Source organism: Streptomyces sp. Root1304 (assembly GCF_001426405.1).
Lineage (GTDB): Bacteria > Actinomycetota > Actinomycetes > Streptomycetales > Streptomycetaceae > Streptomyces.
Map to the genome: position 1 here is coordinate 626,491 of NZ_LMEP01000001.1, position 18,269 is coordinate 644,759.

Below are 18,269 nucleotides of genomic sequence, written 5' to 3' on the forward strand. Positions count from 1 at the left end.
CAGCCCCTCACAGCTTCATCAGGCTGGCGTCGTCGACCGAGGCCGAGTGGCGGGCACGGAAGACGGACACGATGATCGCGAGCCCGACGACGACCTCCGCGGCGGCGACGACCATCGTGAAGAACGCGATGATCTGGCCGTCGAGGTTTCCGTGCATGCGGGAGAAGGTGACGAACGCGAGGTTGCAGGCGTTGAGCATCAGCTCGACGCACATGAAGACCACGATCGCGTTGCGCCGGATCAGCACCCCGGCCGCACCGATGGTGAACAGCAGGGCGGCGAGGTACAGGTAGTTGACGGGGTTCACCGGGTGGCCTCCTCTTCGTCCCGGTCCCGGCCGAGCCGCTCCTCGGAGCGCTGCTCCAGGGCCTTGAGGTCGGCCAGCGCCTCGGTGGACACGTCCCGGATCTGGCCCCGCTTGCGCAGGGTCTGCATGACGGTGAGCTCCGACGGGGTCCCGTCGGGCAGCAGACCGGCGATGTCCACGGCGTTGTGCCGGGCGTAGACGCCGGGGGCGGGCAGCGGCGGCACGTGGGTGCCCTCGCGGACGCGCTGCTCGGCGAGTTCGCGCTGGGTGCGCGCCTTCTCGGTGCGCTCGCGGTGGGTGAGCACCATCGCGCCGACGGCGGCGGTGATGAGCAGCGCGCCGGTGATCTCGAAGGCGAAGACGTACTTGGTGAAGATGAGGGCGGCGAGGCCCTCGACGTTCCCGCCGCGCGCGCTGTTGGCGGCGCCGAGTCCGGCGAACTCCGTCAGCGAGGCGTTGCCGATGCCGGCGGCGAGCAGGACGCCGAAGCCGAGGCCGCAGAGGACGGCCCACCAGCGCTGGCCCTTGATGGTCTCCTTCAGCGAGTCCGCGGCCGTGACACCGACCAGCATGACGACGAAGAGGAAGAGCATCATGATCGCGCCGGTGTAGACGACGATCTGGACGATGCCGAGGAAGTACGCCCCGTTGGCCAGGTAGAAGACCGCGAGGATGATCATGGTTCCGGCGAGGCAGAGCGCCGAGTGGACGGCCCGCCGCATCAGGATCGTGCAGAGGGCGCCGATGACGGCGACGGTGCCGAGGACCCAGAACTGGAAGGCCTCGCCCGAGGACGTCGTGTAGGCAGCGAGGTTGCTCATGCGTCCGCCCCCTCCGGCTCGCCCGTCTCCCCCTTGGACACGGCGACCTGGCGGACGGTGCCCGGGGCGGCCTCCTCGACCAGGCCCCGGTAGTAGTCCTGTTCGGTCATGCCGGGGAAGATCGCGTGCGGGGTGTCGACCATGGTGTCGTCGAGGCCCGCGAGGAGCTGTTCCTTGGTGTAGATCAGGTTCTCGCGGGAGGAGTCGGCCAGTTCGAACTCGTTGGTCATCGTCAGCGCCCGGGTGGGGCAGGCCTCGATGCACAGCCCGCACAGGATGCAGCGGGCGTAGTTGATCTGGTAGACGCGGCCGTACCGCTCGCCGGGCGAGTAGCGCTCCTCGTCGGTGTTGTCCGCGCCCTCGACGTAGATGGCGTCGGCGGGACAGGCCCAGGCGCACAGTTCGCAGCCGACGCACTTCTCCAGGCCGTCGGGGTGACGGTTGAGCTGGTGCCGGCCGTGGAAGCGGGGCGCCGTCGTCTTCGGCTGCTCCGGGTACTGCTCGGTCAGCCGCTTCTTGAACATGGCCTTGAAGGTCACGCCGAAGCCGGCCACCGGATTCTGGAAGTCAGACACCGTCCGTCTCCTTTCCCTCACTCGCAGTGGCAGTGTCGGAGGCCCCGCTGACCACGAGGTCCCGGTCGTGCCGCGGCCTGCGCCGGGGCACGGGCGGCAGGGACTGGCCGGGCTTGGGCGGTACGGGGAAGCCGCCGGCCATCGGGTCGAAGGCCCGCTCCCCGGCGGGTCCGGCGGTGGTCGCCTTCGCCTTCCGGTCGCGGAACACGTCGATCACGAAGGAGAGCAGCAGCAGTCCGAGGACGGCTCCGGCGACGTACAGGACGATGTTGGTGAAGGCGATGTTCTCGTTCCGCAGCGCCCGGACGGTGGCGACCAGCATCAGCCAGACCACGGAGACCGGGATGAGGACCTTCCAGCCGAGCTTCATCAGCTGGTCGTAGCGGACGCGGGGCAGGGTGCCGCGGAGCCAGATGAAGAAGAACAGCAGCAGCTGCACCTTGATGACGAACCAGAGCATCGGCCACCAGCCGTGGTTCGCGCCCTCCCAGAAGGTGGACACCGGGTACGGGGCCCGCCAGCCGCCCAGGAAGAGGGTCACCGACACGGCGGAGACCGTCACCATGTTCACGTACTCGGCGAGCATGAACATCGCGAACTTGATGGACGAGTACTCGGTGTTGAAGCCACCGACGAGGTCGCCCTCGGACTCCGGCATGTCGAAGGGGGCGCGGTTGGTCTCGCCGACCATCGTGATGATGTAGATGATGAACGAGACCGGCAGCAGGATGATGAACCAGCGGTCCGCCTGCGCCTCGACGATCTTCGAGGTCGACATCGACCCGGAGTAGAGGAAGACGGAGGCGAAGGCGGCGCCCATGGCGATCTCGTACGAGATCATCTGCGCGCAGGAGCGCAGACCGCCGAGGAGCGGGTACGTGGAGCCGGAGGACCAGCCGGCGAGGACGATGCCGTAGATGCCGACGGAGGCGACCGCGAGGACGTACAGCATCGCGATCGGCAGGTCGGTGAGCTGCATCGCGGTGCGGTGGCCGAAGATCGAGACCTCGTTGCCGGCCGGGCCGAAGGGGATCACGGCGATGGCCATGAACGCCGGGATGGCGGCGACGATCGGGGCGAGGACGTAGACGACCTTGTCGGCCTTCTTGACGATCACGTCCTCCTTGAGCATCAGCTTGATGCCGTCCGCGAGGGACTGGAGGAGGCCCCAGGGGCCGTGCCGGTTGGGGCCGATGCGCAGCTGCATCCAGGCGACGACCTTGCGCTCCCACACGATGGAGAAGAGCACGGTGACCATCAGGAAGGCGAAGCAGAAGACGGCCTTGATCAGGACGAGCCACCAGGGGTCCGTGCCGAACATGGACAGGTCTTCAGCGGCGAGCGGCGTGGTCATGCCTGCACCTCCGTGACATCGACGGGGCTCGGGGTCGCCGGGCCGATGCGGACCGGGTCGCCCGGGTGGGCGCCGGTGTCGGAGAGGACGCCCCGGCCGGCCGAGTTCAGCGGGACCCAGACGACGCGGTCGGGCATCTCGGTGACCTGGAGCGGGAAGGCCACGGAGCCGGCGGGGCCGGTGACTTCGAGGAGGTCGCCGTCCTTGACGCCGGTGTCGGCGGCGGTGGCGGCGGAGAGCCGGGCGACGGCGGCGTGCCGGGTTCCGGCAAGCGCGGTGTCGCCCTCCTGGAGGCGGCCGAGGTCGAGCAGCATCCGGTGTCCGGCGAGGACGGCCTCGCCGTCGCCGGGCCGGGCCGCGGCCTGTCCGGGCTCGCTGGGCTCGGAGGCCCGCTCGTCGGCCCAGCCGGCGAGCCGGTCGAGTTCCCGGCGTACGGCCCTGAGGTCGGGCAGGCCGAGGTGGACGTCGAGGGCGTCGGCGAGCATGTGGAGCACGCGCGCGTCGCTCGGCGCGAGCGGCCGGGTCATCTGCTCGGGCTTGAGCGCGGCCTCGAACATCCGGGCCCTGCCCTCCCAGTTGAGGAAGGTGCCGGGCTTCTCGGCGACGGCGGCGACCGGCAGGACGACGTCGGCGCGTGCGGTGACCTCGCTGGGCCGCAGCTCCAGGGAGACGACGAAGGCCGCGTCCAGGGCCTCGCGCGCACGGGCCGGGTCCGGCAGGTCGGAGACGCCGACGGCGCCGACGAGCAGGGCGGCGAGTTCGCCGGTGGCGGCGGCCTCGACGATCTGGCCGGTGTCGCGGCCGTAGCCGTGCGGGAGTTCGCGGACGCCCCAGACGGCGGCGACCTCCTCCCGCGCGCGCGGGTGGGTCGCGGGCCGCCCGCCGGGGAGCAGCGCGGGGAGCGCTCCGGCCTCGACGGCTCCGCGTTCGCCGGAGCGGCGCGGGATCCAGACGAGCCGGGCGCCGGTGGCGGCCGAGGCGCGCAGGGCGGCGGTCAGCGCGCCGGGGACGCCGGCGAGGCGTTCGCCGACGGCGAGGACGGAGCCTTCCTGGCGGAGGGCCTCGGCGGCGGCGAGTCCGTCGCCTTCGAGGCCGACCCGGGAGGTGAGGGCGTCGAGCCATTCGGTCTCGGTGCCGGGGGCGGCGGGCAGCAGGGTGCCGCCGGCCTTCTCCAGGCCGCGGGTCGCGAAAGAGGCGACGGCGTACGTCTTCTGGCCGTGCTTGCGCCAGGCCTTGCGGAGCCGCAGGAAGACGCCGGGGGCCTCCTCCTCGGCCTCCAGGCCGACCAGGAGCACGGCCGGGGCGGCTTCGAGCGAGGTGTACGTGACGCCCGTGCCGTCCAGGTCGCGGCCGCGTCCGGCGACGGCGGAGGCCAGGAAGTCGGCCTCCTCGCCGGAGTGGATCCGGGCCCGGAAGTCGATGTCGTGGGTGTCGAGGGCGACGCGGGCGAACTTGGCGTACGCGTAGGAGTCCTCGACGGTCAGCCTGCCGCCGGCGAGGACGCCGGTGCGGCCGCGGACGAGGCCGCGGGCGGCGGCCTCCAGGGCCTCCGGCCAGGAGGCGGGCTCCAGTTCACCGGTGTCGGTGTTGCGGACCAGCGGGGTGGTGAGCCGGTCGCGCTGCTGGGCGTAGCGGAAGCCGAAGCGGCCCTTGTCGCAGATCCACTCCTCGTTGACCTCCGGGTCGTCGGCGGCGAGCCGCCGCATGACCTTGCCGCGCCGGTGGTCGGTGCGGGTGGCGCAGCCGCCGGCGCACTGCTCGCACACCGACGGCGAGGAGACCAGGTCGAAGGGGCGGGAGCGGAAGCGGTAGGCGGCCGAGGTGAGGGCGCCGACCGGGCAGATCTGGATGGTGTTGCCGGAGAAGTACGACTCGAAGGGGTCGCCCTCGCCGGTGCCGACCTGCTGGAGGGCGCCGCGCTCGATGAGCTCGATCATCGGGTCGCCGGCGACCTGGTTGGAGAAGCGGGTGCAGCGGGCGCAGAGCACGCAGCGTTCGCGGTCGAGCAGGACCTGGGTGGAGATCGGGACCGGCTTCTCGTAGGTGCGCTTGACGCCCTCGAAGCGGGACTCGGACTGCCCGTGGGACATGGCCTGGTTCTGCAGGGGGCACTCGCCGCCCTTGTCGCAGACCGGGCAGTCCAGCGGGTGGTTGACGAGCAGCAGCTCCATCACGCCGTGCTGGGCCTTCTCGGCGACCGGGCTGGTCAGCTGCGACTTCACCACCATGCCGTCGGTGCAGGTGATGGTGCAGGAGGCCATCGGCTTGCGCTGGCCCTCGACCTCGACGATGCACTGGCGGCAGGCGCCGGCGGGGTCGAGGAGCGGGTGGTCGCAGAACCGCGGGATCTCGATGCCGAGCTGTTCGGCGGCGCGGATGACCAGGGTCCCCTTGGGGACGGAGATCTCGATGCCGTCGATGGTCAGCGTGACGAGATCCTCGGGCGGTACGGCCGGGGAGCCGCCGCCGGCCGGGCCGGCCGTGGTGACCGTCATGCCGACACCTCCTTGTGGTTGTCCGCCCAGGCGGTCGACTTGGCCGGGTCGAAGGGGCAGCCCCGGCCGGTGATGTGCTGCTCGTACTCCTCGCGGAAGTACTTCAGCGAGGAGAAGATCGGCGAGGCGGCGCCGTCGCCGAGGGCGCAGAACGACTTGCCGTTGATGTTGTCGGCGATGTCGTTGAGCTTGTCGAGGTCGGACATCTTGCCCTTGCCGGCCTCGATGTCGCGGAGCAACTGGACGAGCCAGTACGTGCCTTCGCGGCAGGGCGTGCACTTGCCGCAGGACTCGTGGGCGTAGAACTCGGTCCAGCGGGTGACGGCCCGCACGACGCAGGTGGTCTCGTCGAAGCACTGGAGCGCCTTGGTGCCGAGCATGGATCCGGCGGCACCGACGCCCTCGTAGTCGAGGGGCACGTCGAGGTGCTCGTCGGTGAACATGGGGGTGGAGGAGCCGCCGGGCGTCCAGAACTTGAGGCGGTGGCCGGGGCGCATGCCGCCGCTCATGTCGAGGAGCTGGCGCAGGGTGATGCCGAGCGGGGCCTCGTACTGGCCGGGCGAGGAGACGTGCCCGGAGAGCGAGTACAGCGTGAAGCCCGGGGACTTCTCGCTGCCCATCGAGGTGAACCATTCCTTGCCCCGGTTGAGGATCGCGGGAACGGACGCGATGGACTCGACGTTGTTCACGACAGTGGGGCAGGCGTACAGACCGGCGACCGCGGGGAAGGGGGGGCGCAGCCGGGGCTGGCCGCGGCGCCCTTCGAGCGAGTCGAGGAGCGCGGTCTCCTCGCCGCAGATGTACGCGCCGGCGCCGGCGTGCACGGTGAGTTCGAGGTTCAGGCCGCTGCCGAGGATGTCCCGGCCGAGGTAGCCGGCGGCGTAGGCCTCGCGGACGGCCTCGTGGAGGCGGCGGAGCACGGGGACGACCTCGCCGCGCAGGTAGATGAACGCGTGCTCGGAGCGGATCGCGTAGCAGGCGATGATCATTCCCTCGATGAGGGAGTGCGGGTTGGCGAAGAGGAGCGGGATGTCCTTGCAGGTGCCGGGCTCGGACTCGTCGGCGTTGACGACGAGGTAGTGGGGCTTGCCGTCGCCCTGCGGGATGAACTGCCACTTCATGCCGGTGGGGAAGCCTGCGCCGCCGCGGCCGCGGAGGCCGGATTCCTTGACGTACGCGATGAGGTCGTCGGGGCTCATCGCGAGGGCGCGCCTGAGTCCCTGGTAGCCCTCGTGGCGCTCGTAGGTCTCCAGGGTCCAGGAGTCGGGCTGGTCCCAGAAGGCCGAGAGCACCGGCGCGAGGAGCTTCTCGGGGCTGCTGTTGTTGATCTCGGCGGCCAAGGTCATCACTCCCCCTCCTGACCGGAGGTCTCACCGCGCGGGTGGACGATTCGGTGGTGCGGCTGCTCGCCCTTGGCGAGTCGGAGTCCGACGAGGGAGGCGGGGCCCGCGCCGCCGGTGGCCTCGACGGCGCCGGGGCGCTCGTCGGGGAAGCCGGCGAGGATGCGGGCGGTCTCCTTGAAGGTGCAGAGCGGGGCGCCGCGGGTGGGTTCGACGGTCCGGCCGGCCCGGAGGTCGTCCACCATCTTCTTGGCGGACTCGGGGGTCTGGTTGTCGAAGAACTCCCAGTTGACCATCACCACGGGGGCGAAGTCGCAGGCGGCGTTGCACTCGATGTGTTCGAGGGTGATCCTGCCGTCTTCGGTGGTCTCGTCGTTGCCGACGCCGAGGTGCTGCTTGAGCTCCTCGAAGATGGCGTCGCCGCCCATGACCGCGCAGAGCGTGTTGGTGCAGACGCCGACCTGGTAGTCGCCGGAGGGCTTGCGCCGGTACATGGTGTAGAAGGTGGCGACGGCGGTGACCTCGGCGGTGGTGAGGCCGAGGGTCTCGGCGCAGAACGCCATGCCGGTGCGGGTCACATGGCCCTCCTCCGACTGCACGAGGTGCAGCATCGGCAGGAGCGCGGAGCGGGAGTCCGGGTAGCGGTCGATGATCGCCCGCGCGTCCTCCGTCAGGCGGGCGCGGACCTCGGCCGGGTACGCGGGGGCGGGGAGCTGGGGCATCCCCAGGCTGACGTTCTCCGTCATCGGTCGACGCCTCCCATCACGGGGTCGATGGAGGCGACGGCGACGATGACGTCGGCGACCTGGCCGCCCTCGCACATCGCGGCCATGGCCTGGAGGTTGGTGAAGGACGGGTCGCGGAAGTGGACCCGGAAGGGGCGGGTGCCGCCGTCGGAGACGACGTGCACGCCGAGTTCGCCCTTGGGGGACTCGACGGCCGCGTAGGCCTGCCCGGCGGGGACCCGGAAGCCCTCGGTCACCAGCTTGAAGTGGTGGATCAGGGCCTCCATGGAGGTGCCCATGATCTTCTTGATGTGGTCCATGGAGTTGCCGAGGCCGTCGACGCCGAGGGCGAGCTGCGCGGGCCAGGCGATCTTCTTGTCGCCGACCATGACGTCGCCGGGCTCCAGGCGGTCGAGGCACTGCTCGACGATCCGGAGGGACTGGCGCATCTCCTCCAGGCGGACGAGGAAGCGTCCGTAGGAGTCGCAGCTGTCGGCGGTCGGGACCTCGAAGTCGTAGTTCTCGTAGCCGCAGTACGGGTCGGTCTTGCGCAGGTCGTGCGGGAGGCCCGCCGAGCGCAGGATCGGTCCGGTGGCGCCGAGCGCCATGCAGCCGGTGAGGTCGAGGTAGCCGACGTCCTGCATGCGGGCCTTGAAGATGGGGTTGCCGGTGGCGAGCTTGTCGTACTCCGGCAGGTTCTTCTTCATGGTCTTCACGAACTCGCGGACGGCGTCGACGGCGCCGGGCGGGAGGTCCTGGGCGAGGCCGCCGGGGCGGATGAACGCGTGGTTCATGCGCAGGCCGGTGATCAGCTCGTACAGGTCCAGGATCATCTCGCGGTCCCGGAAGCCGTAGATCATGATCGTGGTGGCGCCGAGCTCCATGCCGCCGGTGGCGATGCACACCAGGTGGGAGGAGAGCCGGTTCAGCTCCATCAGCAGGACGCGGATGATGCTGGCGCGGTCCGGGATCTGGTCGGTGATGCCGAGCAGCTTCTCCACGCCGAGGCAGTACGCCGTCTCGTTGTAGAACGAGGTGAGGTAGTCCATGCGCGTGACGAAGGTGGTGCCCTGCGTCCAGGTCCGGTACTCGAGGTTCTTCTCGATGCCGGTATGGAGGTAGCCGATGCCGCAGCGGGCCTCGGTGACGGTCTCGCCGTCGATCTCCAGGATGAGCCGGAGCACGCCGTGGGTGGACGGGTGCTGGGGGCCCATGTTGACGATGATGCGCTCGTCGTCGGCCTTGGCGGCGGACTGGACGACCTCTTCCCAGTCGCCGCCGGTCACCGTGTAGACGGCGCCTTCTGTCGTCTCGCGGGGAGACGCGTGGGAAGTGCTCACGAGTACGACCTCCGCTGGTCCGGAGCCGGGATCTGGGCGCCCTTGTACTCGACGGCGATGCCGCCGAGGGGGTAGTCCTTGCGCTGCGGGTGGCCCTGCCAGTCGTCCGGCATCATGATCCGGGTGAGGGCGGGGTGGCCGTCGAAGACGATGCCGAAGAAGTCGTACGTCTCGCGCTCGTGCCAGTCGTTCGTCGGGTAGACGGCGACCAGGGACGGGATGTGCGGGTCGGCGTCGGGCGCCGAGACCTCCAGGCGCAGCAGCCGGCCGTGGGTGAGCGAGCGCAGGTGGTACACCGCGTGCAGCTCGCGGCCCTTGTCCCCGGGGTAGTGCACGCCGGAGACGCCGGTGCAGAGCTCGAAGCGGAGCGCCGGGTCGTCGCGCAGGGTGCGGGCGACGCGGACGAGGTGCTCGCGCTCGATGTGGAAGGTCAGCTCGCCGCGGTCGACGACGGTCTTCTCGATGGCGCCGGACGGCAGGAGTCCCTGCTCCTCCAGCGCGCCCTCGAGTTCGTCGGCGACCTCGTCGAACCAGCCGCCGTAGGGGCGGGTGGCTTCGCCGGGGAGCCGGATCGAGCGGACGAGGCCGCCGTAGCCGGAGGTGTCGCCGCCGTTGTTGGCGCCGAACATGCCGCGCTGGACGCGGACCTCCTCGCCGTGCTCCCCGCGCTGCCCCGGCAGGTTCTGCGCGCTGAGGTCCTTCTCGGGGTTGGGTGTCTCGTCGCTCACTGTGCTGAACCGTTCCCTTCTCCGCCCGCGCGGCGCAGAGGTGCCGGCTTCGTCGCTTGCTGCGGCCCGGCGGCCGCGCGTGCGCCGGTCACCTCAGCAGCCCCTTCATTTCGATGGTCGGCAGCGCCTTGAGCGCCGCCTCCTCCGCCTCCCGGGCCGCCTCCTCGGCGTTCACGCCGAGCTTGGAGGTCTGGATCTTCTGGTGGAGCTTGAGGATCGCGTCGAGCAGCATCTCCGGCCGCGGCGGGCAGCCGGGCAGGTAGATGTCGACCGGCACGATGTGGTCGACGCCCTGGACGATCGCGTAGTTGTTGAACATGCCGCCCGAGGAGGCGCAGACGCCCATGGAGATGACCCACTTGGGGTTGGGCATCTGGTCGTAGACCTGCCTCAGGACGGGCGCCATCTTCTGGCTGACCCGGCCGGCCACGATCATCAGGTCGGCCTGGCGCGGCGAGCCGCGGAAGACCTCCATGCCGAAGCGGGCCAGGTCGTACCGGCCGGCTCCGGTGGTCATCATCTCGATGGCGCAGCAGGCGAGGCCGAAGGTCGCGGGGAACACGGACGCCTTGCGCACCCAGCCCGCGGCCTGTTCGACCGTCGTCAGCAGAAAGCCGCTCGGGAGTTTCTCTTCGAGTCCCATAGGTGCCCCTCAGCCCCTCAGTCCCATTCCAGGCCGCCGCGACGCCACACGTAGGCGTAGGCGACGAAGACGGTGAGCACGAAGAGCAGCATCTCCACGAGCCCGAAAAGCCCCAGGGCGTCGAAGGTGACCGCCCAGGGGTAGAGGAAGACGATCTCGATGTCGAAGACGATGAAGAGCATCGCCGTCAGGTAGTACTTGATCGGGAAGCGGCCGCCTCCGGCGGGAGTGGGCGTCGGCTCGATGCCGCACTCGTACGCCTCAAGTTTTGCCCTGTTGTACCGCTTTGGCCCGATAAGCGTGGCCATGACCACGGAGAAGATCGCAAACCCCGCACCCAGGGCACCGAGCACGAGGACGGGCGCGTACGCATTCACGCTCCTCGCTCCTTCCAGTCGTCCTTGACCGTTGGACCGCACGGCCGGACCGTGAAAGATCGCCCCCATGTGAGGCAGTTCACAAGCCCGGCTGCCCCGCATCCTATGCCCGCCCCTCTGTGATCTGCGACACGGGGTGCAGCAACGACTTTGTGATCTCCACCACCTGACGAAGGATCATGAAGTCGGATGAGCGGTGATCTTGTTGCGCGAAGCGCCCAGGTGATCACCAGATGTGACATCCGGACCGGAAATCGCTGATCGGAGGGGGTGTCGCACTATCAAGTGATGGCCACTACAAGCAAATTGGCGATGGACGCGTACGGGTGATAGAGGAACCGCCCGTCGCCCGGTCGGGGGGTCCGGCGTACGAGGGTGGACGCGGGCGCGCTTTCACGAGCGTTCGTGAGACGGGAGTGTGACCTGCGCCACACCGCGAAGTCACGAAAAAAGCGGGGCTTGGCCATCGGCGTCAAGAGGTGGTAAGCGTCGGGCAATTCGGACGTTTCAATGAAAACCCGTGATCAAGCCCCGGATGAGCTGTGCCCGTTTTGCCCGTTACGGCGTCAATAAGGGCGCCACGGAAGCGGATTCGCGGCTTCCAAACGTAACTGTGGCGCAACCCACGTTTCTTGAAGGGAACCCTGAAGCCCTGATAGCGGTTGTTCCCATGTCCCACACCGCTCACATACCCAGCCACCGGAAGCCCCGCCGCAGCGCCTCGAAGCTCGCGCTGCGAGCCGGAGTTGCCGGTGGCGTCCTCGGCACCATCGCGGTGGCCGGTGCTGCCGGGCCGGCCTCGGCCGAGCCGGTGACCGAGACCATCGAAATGCCCACCCTCGGCTCGCTCGACGCCGGCACGGGCCTCGCCAGTGCCGTCGCCGCCTCCGCCGAGGCCTCCCAGCAGGAGGCTCTCGACCAGAGCCTCGCCACGCAGGAGAACACCGCCCTCCTCAAGGCCTCCCAGGAGGCCAAGAAGGCCAAGGCCGAGGCCGACCGCAAGGCCGCCGCCGAGAAGGCCGAGAAGGCCCGCCTCAAGGCCGAGCAGGAGCGCCAGGAGGCCGAGGACCGCGCCTCCCGCGACCGCGCGCGCACCCAGCTCTCCACCACGTCCACGAGCTCGTCGAACGACAGCGGCTCGTCCTCGGACAGCGGCTCCTCGACCGGCAGCAGCGAGAGCACCACGCAGGCGCCCTCCGGCTCCGCCGCCGCGATCGTGGCCTTCGCCCGTGCCCAGATCGGCGACTCGTACGTCATGGGCGGCACCGGCCCCAACTCCTGGGACTGCTCGGGCCTCGTCCAGGCCGCCTACCGCGAGGCCGGCATCGACCTGCCCCGCATCTCCGGCGACCAGTCGAGCATGGGCACCTCCGTCTCCCTGAGCAACCTCCAGCCGGGCGACGTCCTCTACTGGGGCAGCCGCAGCGGCTCGTACCACGTGGCCATCTACGTGGGCGGCGGCAAGTACGTCGGCGCGCAGAACCCGTCGACGGGCGTCGTCGAGCGCTCCCTGGACTGGGACATGCCCTCGGGCGCCGTCCGCATCCTCTGATCCACCCCTCTTCACGCCGAAGGGCCGTCACTCCTCGGGGGAGCGACGGCCCTTCGCCGTACCCGCGGCGCCGGGTCAGCGGCGCAGCGCCTCGGCCGGTTCGATCCGGGAGGCCCGCCAGGCCGGGTAGAGCCCGGCGACGACTCCCGTGACCAGGCCGACGGCCGGGGCCGCGACCACCGTCCCGGTGTGCATGACCGGAGTCCAGTCGCGCACCAGCGCCACCGCGATGACCGTGGACACCCCGAGCGCCGTACCGACGAGACCGCCCAACGCGCCCAGAGCACCCGATTCCGTGAGGAACTGGACGGTGATGTGCCGTCCCCTGGCGCCGAGGGCCCGCCGCAGGCCGATTTCCCCGGTCCGTTCGAGGACCGCGACGAGCGTGGTGTTGGCGATCCCGACCGCGCCGATGACCAGACAGATCGCCGCGAGCAGCAGGAACAGCTGGTCCAGGTCGTCGGTCACGCCCGCCCGCAGGGCCTTGGGGTCCGGCGGGGGGATCGCCTTCAGGTACTCCGGGTGGTCCGGGCGCAGGGCGACCGGCGCCTCCCGCGCGATCTGGCCGGCCGCGCCCGTCGCCGTCGTGATCAGCATCTTCGCGTCACCCTGCTGCGGCGGCCCCCACAGCTTCTCGGCGGTCGTCCTCGGCACGGTCACCGACATCAGGACGTCCGCCCTGCGCTGCACGTCGTCGATGATCCCGGCGACCGTGAACGGTTCGTCGCCGATGAACACCGCGGGCCGGGTCTCCAGGGTCGTGATGCCGAGCCGGTCCGCGACCGACTTGCCGAGCACGGCGACCGGCTGACCGGACCGGGAGGTGAACTCGTCGTACAGCCGGCCCTGGGCGAGCGTCGGCGCCGCCGCCCGCAGCGCCCCGGGGGACGCCGCGACGACCTCGATCCGCTCGCTGCCCCCGCCGTCGCCGACCGGTGCGGAGCGGACGGCCGTGCCCGGTTCCAGGCGGACGGACCAGTAGACACCGGCGTCCTCGACGCCGCCGAGCCGCTCGATGCGGGCGTCCGCGTCGGCCGGGAAGGCGGGGTCGGCGAACTCGTCCTGTTCGCGGGCCACGTCCTCGACGGTCACCTCGGTGGCCGTCAGCAGGTTGAACCGCGCGTCGATCTGCGAGGAGGTGGTCGCCGTGAGCCCGAGGATCGCGACGAACGTGCCGACGCCGAGGACGGTGCCGAGCGCGGTGAGGACCGAGCGTCCCGGCCGCTGGAGCATCCCGGCGACGGCCTCGGCGAGGACGTCGCGGGCGGCCAGCCGGGAGGGTTCGACCAGCCGGTTCCGCTTCCGGGGCTTCCCGCCCCTGGGGGATCGGCTCACCCTGTCGCCTCCGTCACCGGCTCGCTCAGCACCCCGTCGCGGATGGTCACCGTGCGCTGGCCGCGCTCGGCGACCTCCGCGTCGTGGGTGATCACGAGGATCGTCATCCCGGAGGCGTGCAGTTCGCCGAGGAGGTCGAGGACCGATCCCGCGTTGTCCGAGTCGAGGTTGCCGGTCGGCTCGTCGCACAGCAGCAGCGAAGGGCGGCCGGCCAGGGCGCGGGCGATGGCCACCCGCTGGCGTTCGCCGCCGGACAGCCGGCCGGGCAGCGCGTCGGCCCGGTGTCCGAGCCCCACCCGTTCGAGGGCGGTACGGGCCCGGGCCCGGCGCTCGGCCCGGGGCACCGCCGAGTAGACCATCGAGAGCATGACGTTCTCGGTGGCGCTGCGGTGCGGAAGGAGGTGGAAGGACTGGAAGACGAAGCCGATGCGCCGCCCGCGCAGGGCCGTACGGTCCCCGTCGCGCAGCGCCGCCGTGTCGATGCCGTCCAGGAGGTACGTACCGCCGGTGGGCGCGTCGAGCAGTCCGGCGACGTTCAGGAAGGTCGACTTGCCCGATCCGGACGGGCCGACGACCGTGATGAACTCCCCTTTCCGTACGGTGAGTCCGCACGGTCTCAGGGCGGCGACGGGCGGCGGTCCCGGATAGGTCAGGCTCACCGCGCGGAACTCGATGACCGGGACGTCCTGATCGCTCACGGCGACCCCTTGGACTTCCCCGACGCCACGCCCGGGTTCACCCCGGTGACCACTTCGTCGCCCTCCTTGAGCGCCCCGGCGGTGACCGGGACGACCTCGACGAAACCGTCTCCGGTCGTGCCGGTCCGCACCTCGATCCGCTCCTGCCGGCCGGTGCCGTCGACCGTGGTGACGACCGTCCGGCCGTCCACACCCGCGGAGACGGCCGTGACCGGGACGACGAGGGCCTTGCCGTCGGTGGAGGCGGCCTCGATGGTGAGCCGGACCTCCTGGTCCGCGAGTCCCGAGGGGAGTTCGCGGGCCGGTTCGACGGTGAAGAGGTAGCCGACGGCGCCGCTGCCCTGCGCGCCGTCCCCTCCCCCGCCGTTGGCGCCGTTCCCACCGGAGCCGGAGCCGGAGCCCTGCCCGCCGGACCCCGGCTGCTGGTCCTGCTCCCTGCTCGGGCTGTCGGCCACCGAGACCACCCGGCCCGCCGTCTCCTGCCCGGTGCTCTCGGCGAGGATCCGCACCTTCTGTCCGGCGCGGACCAGGCCCTTCTGGTGGTCCTGGAGGAAGCCCTGGGCCATCAGCCTGCCGGAGGACAGGGTCATGGCCGTGCCGGAGGCCTGCGCCCCCGGCCGTGCGGTGACCGTGGCGACCCGCGCCGGGAAGGCCCGTACGAAGACGACCTCGGCCGCCGGGACCATCGGACCGGCGGCGGCCTCGGCCTTCTCCAGCGCCCGGCGGGCGGCGTCCAGATCCTCGACGGCCCGGTCGCGCGCCTTCTTGAGCTGCTTCTTCTGGGTGTCGTCGGTGTTGGCCGCGAGGGCGTCGCGGGCGTCGACGGCGGCCCGTTCGGCGCCGGTGACGGCGGCCTTCGCGCCGTCCACGGCCGCGCCGTCGTCGTCCACGGCCGGCCGGGGGTCGTAGCCGATGGAGGCGTAGAACTCCTCGACCGCTTCCTTGGTTCCGGGGCCGAAGGTGCCCCGGGCGTCCTCGCCGCGGCCGTGGCCGAGGCCGGCGAGCGCGGTCTGCAGCTGCTTCACGTCGTCGCCGGTGGCGCCGGGCTTGAGGTCCCGGTACACGGGCAGGGCGCCGGGCAGGACGAAGACGGGCCGGCCGGATATCTCCAGGAGCACCTTGCCCGAGCGCACCGCGTCCCCGCTCCGGACGGAGACCTTGGTGATCACGGGGGCGGCGCCGCCCTCGCCGCCGGCGGAGACCGGGGCGACCTGGATGGTCTGGCCGGCCACGACGGTGCCGCGCAGGACGACGGTCTCCGCGAGGACCCGGTTCTCGACCCGGGCGATCAGCACGTCCTGCGGGGGCGGTTCGGCGTCGGCGGCGACCTGGGCGGGCGACCGGATGAGCGAGGTGGCCGCCACTCCGGCGCCGGTCAGGGCGACCGCCCCCGCCACGAGGGCGGCGACCCAGAAGCGGCGCCGGGACATCCGGACGGCCCCGGCGTCGCCGCCGGGGGCCGGGGAGTCCTTCGCGCTCACGGTGTCGCCGGCCCCGTGACGGTGGTCCGCCGCCGTCGCGGCCTCGCCGGCCGGGCTGTCGTCAGCCACCGACGACCGTCCCGCCGTTGCCGCCTCCCGCCATGGGGGCGCACTCCTTCAGCGCCGCGATCACCGTGGGGTCGCTCTTCACCCGGTCGGCCAGGGCGCCGGTCAGCGGCACCTCGCCGGTGACGGGGTCGGGGTCCGGGTAGTCGGTGACGCCCTTCCCGCGCATGCAGGCGGACATCTTCTGCGCGGACGCCAGCCGGTCCGGCCCGGCCTTCGGCCGCTCGGGCAGCTTCGGGGCGCAGGTCCGCTCGGCCGCGGTGATCGCCTCGGCGGTGTTCGCGTCCTTGTCGACGCGCTTCTCCCCGCCCCCGCTGTCCTGGAGCTTGAGCCCCTGGGCGCCCAGGCAGTCGTAGTACGCGGCCCAGTCGGCGGTGCCCTTCGAGGCCCCGGCGGAAGGCCCGCCGGACGAGGGGGCGGCGGACGAGGAGGGGGCCGCGGAGGTGGTTCCGGTGCTCGGTCCCGACCGGGTTGCGCTGTCCCCGTCGCTCGAGCACCCCCCGAGCCCGAGGGCGAGGATCAGCACGGGAACGGCCATGAGGCGTCTCATCAGAACGGTCCTTCCGACGGGGATTCCCGTCACGGGGCGTCTCCAGGGAACGCGCGTGAGGAGGCCGACGCGGCGTTGCGCTACGCCACGTACAAGGCCTCTGCGCGGTGGGTCTCCGGCGCCCGGCGGGCGCTTGGACATGGCCGAGGATAGCCCGCGGGTGGCCTCGCCGGTAACTGTCTCAACGGACAGTGGACGCGGTCGAGTTGGCGATGTTCGTATGGAGACCGGCCCACTCCGGGCCACAACGAACCCCTCAGCAACAGCTATGTGAAAGGCATCGACATGCAGCGCACTGCACTCCGTCGCGTGGCCGCCACGGCCGTCGCGCTCGTCGCCATCGGCGCCGGCGCGCTCGCCACCGCCGGCTCGGCCTCCGCCGCGACCGGCAAGAACGGCTACCTGGAGAGCGGCGAGCTCGGCCTGTACTACAACTCCAACCAGGCCGGAGCCGTCTTCGATCTCTACATCGCGGACGACAACTTCTCGGACGACTGGTTCCCGGGTCCCGGCAACGGCGCCGGCCAGCCGGTGAACGACAACACCGCCTCGTACCACAACGCCGACTCCCTGACGTGGTACGTCTACACCGACGCCTACGCCGGTGGCATCGAGGGCAGCCTGCCCCCCGGCTACGTCGGCAACGCGTCCACGACGTTCAAGAACCAGATCTCCTCCGCGTACCACTACAAGGCCCGTTGATCCTCAGGGTCCGCACCACCAGCTGAACCGCCGGCGTAGTTCCCGGACCCCGGCACGCACCACCGAGGCAGCCGTTGCTCCGCCCGAAAGAGGCGGGCAGAGCAACGGCTGCTCCCATGGTAGACACGCACCCGCCCCTGGAGCAGCCCCATGCGTCCACTCGCCGCCCGCGCGACCGTTCTCCTGCTGAGCGCCGCGCTCCTCACCGCCTGTTCCTCCGAGTCCGGTGGTGGCGGCGGCAGTTCCGCGAAGGAGCCGGAGACCGGGACGGTCCCCCGGCTGCTCTCCACGACCGGGCTCTCCTTCCCGCTCGACGGCTACGCGACCACCGACGAGCAGCGCCGCACGCTGGAGCGGGCCCAGGCCCGGGTGACCAGCGACTGCATGGCGCGCTTCGGTTTCACGTACGAGATGCCCGTGTCCCCCGCACCCGTCGGCCGGTCCTCCGACTCCCGGCGTTACGGCCTGACCGACGCCACCGTCGCCGCCCGCTACGGCTACACCCCGAACCGGGGAGCCCAGCCGCCCGCCAAGCCGGCCGTCCAGACGCTGACCGAGTCCGGCAGGCTCGCCCTCAACGGCCCCGAGTACAAGGGCCCCCAGCCGATGAGCCTGGAGGAGGCCGCGGCCGTGGACAGCGGCAAGACCCTCGCCGGGAAGAAGGTGCCCGTCGGCGGCTGCCTCCGCGAGGGCTACCTCACGGTCTACGCGCCGAAGAAGGGCACGCTGGACAGCATGTTCGTCACCAACATGGTGATGGACGCCAACTCCCGCTCCCGCGAGGACTCCCGGGTCGTCGCCGCCGTGAAGGCCTGGTCCGCCTGCATGGCCGAGAAGGGCTACAAGGTCGACGAGCCCGTCAGCCCGCAGAGCGACCTGAAGCTCGACCCGAACAGCTACGGGAGCCCCCGGGCCGTCGCCGCCGCCAAGCAGGACGTCGCCTGCAAGGAAAAGGCCAACCTCGTCGGGATCTGGTTCACCGTCGAGAGCGCCTACCAGAAGCGGAGCATCGAGCAGAACGCCGAGGCGCTCAACCAGGCGAAGACCGAGCTCAACGAGCGGCTGAGGCTGGCGGCCGCCACCGCGGGCTGACCCGCCACCACGACATCGGAAGGGCCCCCGGCGCACGTCGCGCCGGGGGCCCGACGTCGTTTTCCGGCCGACGGGACGTCCCTGGGAC

The 18,269-nt window shown here is 71.2% G+C and carries 18 protein-coding genes; 3 read left to right on the forward strand and 15 right to left on the reverse strand.

Annotation, left to right across the window (positions count from 1 at the left end; translation table 11 throughout):
- Nucleotides 1–7: 7 nt before the first annotated feature.
- The 11 genes from nuoK to ASD33_RS02890 all read right to left on the reverse strand — a co-directional run bounded on the left by nuoK (nucleotide 8) and on the right by ASD33_RS02890 (nucleotide 10,705).
- Nucleotides 8–307 (reverse strand): NADH-quinone oxidoreductase subunit NuoK, encoded by a 300-nt coding sequence (gene nuoK / locus ASD33_RS02840; RefSeq protein WP_017239464.1) that lies wholly within the window; start codon nucleotides 305–307, stop codon nucleotides 8–10.
- Nucleotides 304–1,128, reverse strand: coding sequence for an NADH-quinone oxidoreductase subunit J (locus ASD33_RS02845; RefSeq protein ID WP_056552601.1), 825 nt, complete (start codon nucleotides 1,126–1,128; stop codon nucleotides 304–306). The genes nuoK and ASD33_RS02845 overlap by 4 nt, the downstream gene beginning before the upstream one ends.
- Complete coding sequence (nuoI, locus tag ASD33_RS02850; RefSeq protein WP_056552604.1) at nucleotides 1,125–1,703, reverse strand: NADH-quinone oxidoreductase subunit NuoI; 579 nt, start codon at nucleotides 1,701–1,703, stop codon at nucleotides 1,125–1,127. The genes ASD33_RS02845 and nuoI overlap by 4 nt, the downstream gene beginning before the upstream one ends.
- The gene (nuoH, locus tag ASD33_RS02855) at nucleotides 1,696–3,057 is read right to left on the reverse strand and encodes an NADH-quinone oxidoreductase subunit NuoH (RefSeq protein WP_056552607.1); all 1,362 of its coding nucleotides are present in this window, start codon (nucleotides 3,055–3,057) and stop codon (nucleotides 1,696–1,698) included. The genes nuoI and nuoH overlap by 8 nt, the downstream gene beginning before the upstream one ends.
- The gene (locus ASD33_RS02860) at nucleotides 3,054–5,552 is read right to left on the reverse strand and encodes an NADH-quinone oxidoreductase subunit G (protein ID WP_056552610.1); all 2,499 of its coding nucleotides are present in this window, start codon (nucleotides 5,550–5,552) and stop codon (nucleotides 3,054–3,056) included. The genes nuoH and ASD33_RS02860 overlap by 4 nt, the downstream gene beginning before the upstream one ends.
- Nucleotides 5,549–6,901, reverse strand: a complete 1,353-nt coding sequence (gene nuoF / locus ASD33_RS02865) for an NADH-quinone oxidoreductase subunit NuoF (RefSeq protein WP_199863432.1) — start codon at nucleotides 6,899–6,901, stop codon at nucleotides 5,549–5,551. Before nuoF ends, ASD33_RS02860 begins: the two co-directional genes overlap by 4 nt.
- Nucleotides 6,898–7,638, reverse strand: coding sequence for an NADH-quinone oxidoreductase subunit NuoE (gene nuoE / locus ASD33_RS02870; protein WP_056552614.1), 741 nt, complete (start codon nucleotides 7,636–7,638; stop codon nucleotides 6,898–6,900). Before nuoE ends, nuoF begins: the two co-directional genes overlap by 4 nt.
- A complete protein-coding gene (locus ASD33_RS02875; protein ID WP_056552617.1) occupies nucleotides 7,635–8,957 on the reverse strand; it encodes an NADH-quinone oxidoreductase subunit D in 1,323 nt (440 codons plus the stop codon). Before ASD33_RS02875 ends, nuoE begins: the two co-directional genes overlap by 4 nt.
- On the reverse strand, nucleotides 8,954–9,685 hold the full coding sequence (locus tag ASD33_RS02880) for an NADH-quinone oxidoreductase subunit C (RefSeq protein ID WP_056552620.1): 732 nt from the start codon (nucleotides 9,683–9,685) through the stop codon (nucleotides 8,954–8,956). Before ASD33_RS02880 ends, ASD33_RS02875 begins: the two co-directional genes overlap by 4 nt.
- An 88-nt stretch (nucleotides 9,686–9,773) precedes the next feature.
- Nucleotides 9,774–10,328, reverse strand: coding sequence for an NADH-quinone oxidoreductase subunit B (locus ASD33_RS02885; RefSeq protein ID WP_056552623.1), 555 nt, complete (start codon nucleotides 10,326–10,328; stop codon nucleotides 9,774–9,776).
- Between the two features lie 17 nt (nucleotides 10,329–10,345).
- Nucleotides 10,346–10,705 carry an NADH-quinone oxidoreductase subunit A gene (locus ASD33_RS02890; protein ID WP_019888619.1) on the reverse strand — a complete coding sequence of 120 codons (360 nt, stop codon included), beginning with the start codon at nucleotides 10,703–10,705 and terminating at the stop codon, nucleotides 10,346–10,348.
- A gap of 670 nt (nucleotides 10,706–11,375) precedes the next feature.
- On the opposite strand from ASD33_RS02890, the gene ASD33_RS02895 reads away from it, so the two are divergent.
- The gene (locus tag ASD33_RS02895; protein ID WP_056552626.1) at nucleotides 11,376–12,257 is read left to right on the forward strand and encodes a C40 family peptidase; all 882 of its coding nucleotides are present in this window, start codon (nucleotides 11,376–11,378) and stop codon (nucleotides 12,255–12,257) included.
- Between the two features lie 75 nt (nucleotides 12,258–12,332).
- Here ASD33_RS02895 and ASD33_RS02900 read toward each other — a convergent pair whose 3' ends face one another.
- From ASD33_RS02900 to ASD33_RS02915, 4 genes are read right to left on the reverse strand one after another with little or no spacing between them, the layout of a single operon-like run.
- The gene (locus ASD33_RS02900; protein ID WP_242426811.1) at nucleotides 12,333–13,592 is read right to left on the reverse strand and encodes an ABC transporter permease; all 1,260 of its coding nucleotides are present in this window, start codon (nucleotides 13,590–13,592) and stop codon (nucleotides 12,333–12,335) included.
- The gene (locus tag ASD33_RS02905) at nucleotides 13,589–14,290 is read right to left on the reverse strand and encodes an ABC transporter ATP-binding protein (RefSeq protein ID WP_056552629.1); all 702 of its coding nucleotides are present in this window, start codon (nucleotides 14,288–14,290) and stop codon (nucleotides 13,589–13,591) included. The genes ASD33_RS02900 and ASD33_RS02905 overlap by 4 nt, the downstream gene beginning before the upstream one ends.
- The gene (locus tag ASD33_RS02910; RefSeq protein WP_242426812.1) at nucleotides 14,287–15,840 is read right to left on the reverse strand and encodes a peptidoglycan-binding protein; all 1,554 of its coding nucleotides are present in this window, start codon (nucleotides 15,838–15,840) and stop codon (nucleotides 14,287–14,289) included. The genes ASD33_RS02905 and ASD33_RS02910 overlap by 4 nt, the downstream gene beginning before the upstream one ends.
- On the reverse strand, nucleotides 15,833–16,387 hold the full coding sequence (locus ASD33_RS02915) for a hypothetical protein (protein ID WP_157869979.1): 555 nt from the start codon (nucleotides 16,385–16,387) through the stop codon (nucleotides 15,833–15,835). The genes ASD33_RS02910 and ASD33_RS02915 overlap by 8 nt, the downstream gene beginning before the upstream one ends.
- A gap of 285 nt (nucleotides 16,388–16,672) precedes the next feature.
- Between ASD33_RS02915 and ASD33_RS02920 the strand changes: the two genes are divergently transcribed.
- A complete protein-coding gene (locus ASD33_RS02920) occupies nucleotides 16,673–17,089 on the forward strand; it encodes a peptidase inhibitor family I36 protein (protein WP_157869980.1) in 417 nt (138 codons plus the stop codon).
- A 150-nt stretch (nucleotides 17,090–17,239) separates the two neighbouring features.
- Complete coding sequence (locus ASD33_RS02925; protein ID WP_056552640.1) at nucleotides 17,240–18,181, forward strand: hypothetical protein; 942 nt, start codon at nucleotides 17,240–17,242, stop codon at nucleotides 18,179–18,181.
- Nucleotides 18,182–18,269 lie beyond the last annotated feature (88 nt).

Bases quoted from the DNA above. Each gene is read 5' to 3' on its own strand.
- ASD33_RS02845 (WP_056552601.1), bottom strand. From the start codon at position 1,128: ATGAGCAACCTCGCTGCCTACACGACGTCCTCGGGCGAGGCCTTCCAG.
- nuoH (WP_056552607.1), bottom strand. From the start codon at position 3,057: ATGACCACGCCGCTCGCCGCTGAAGACCTGTCCATGTTCGGCACGGAC.
- ASD33_RS02860 (WP_056552610.1), bottom strand. From the start codon at position 5,552: ATGACGGTCACCACGGCCGGCCCGGCCGGCGGCGGCTCCCCGGCCGTA.
- nuoE (WP_056552614.1), bottom strand. From the start codon at position 7,638: ATGACGGAGAACGTCAGCCTGGGGATGCCCCAGCTCCCCGCCCCCGCG.
- ASD33_RS02885 (WP_056552623.1), bottom strand. From the start codon at position 10,328: ATGGGACTCGAAGAGAAACTCCCGAGCGGCTTTCTGCTGACGACGGTC.
- ASD33_RS02895 (WP_056552626.1), top strand. From the start codon at position 11,376: ATGTCCCACACCGCTCACATACCCAGCCACCGGAAGCCCCGCCGCAGC.
- ASD33_RS02915 (WP_157869979.1), bottom strand. From the start codon at position 16,387: ATGAGACGCCTCATGGCCGTTCCCGTGCTGATCCTCGCCCTCGGGCTC.
- ASD33_RS02920 (WP_157869980.1), top strand. From the start codon at position 16,673: ATGCAGCGCACTGCACTCCGTCGCGTGGCCGCCACGGCCGTCGCGCTC.
- ASD33_RS02925 (WP_056552640.1), top strand. From the start codon at position 17,240: ATGCGTCCACTCGCCGCCCGCGCGACCGTTCTCCTGCTGAGCGCCGCG.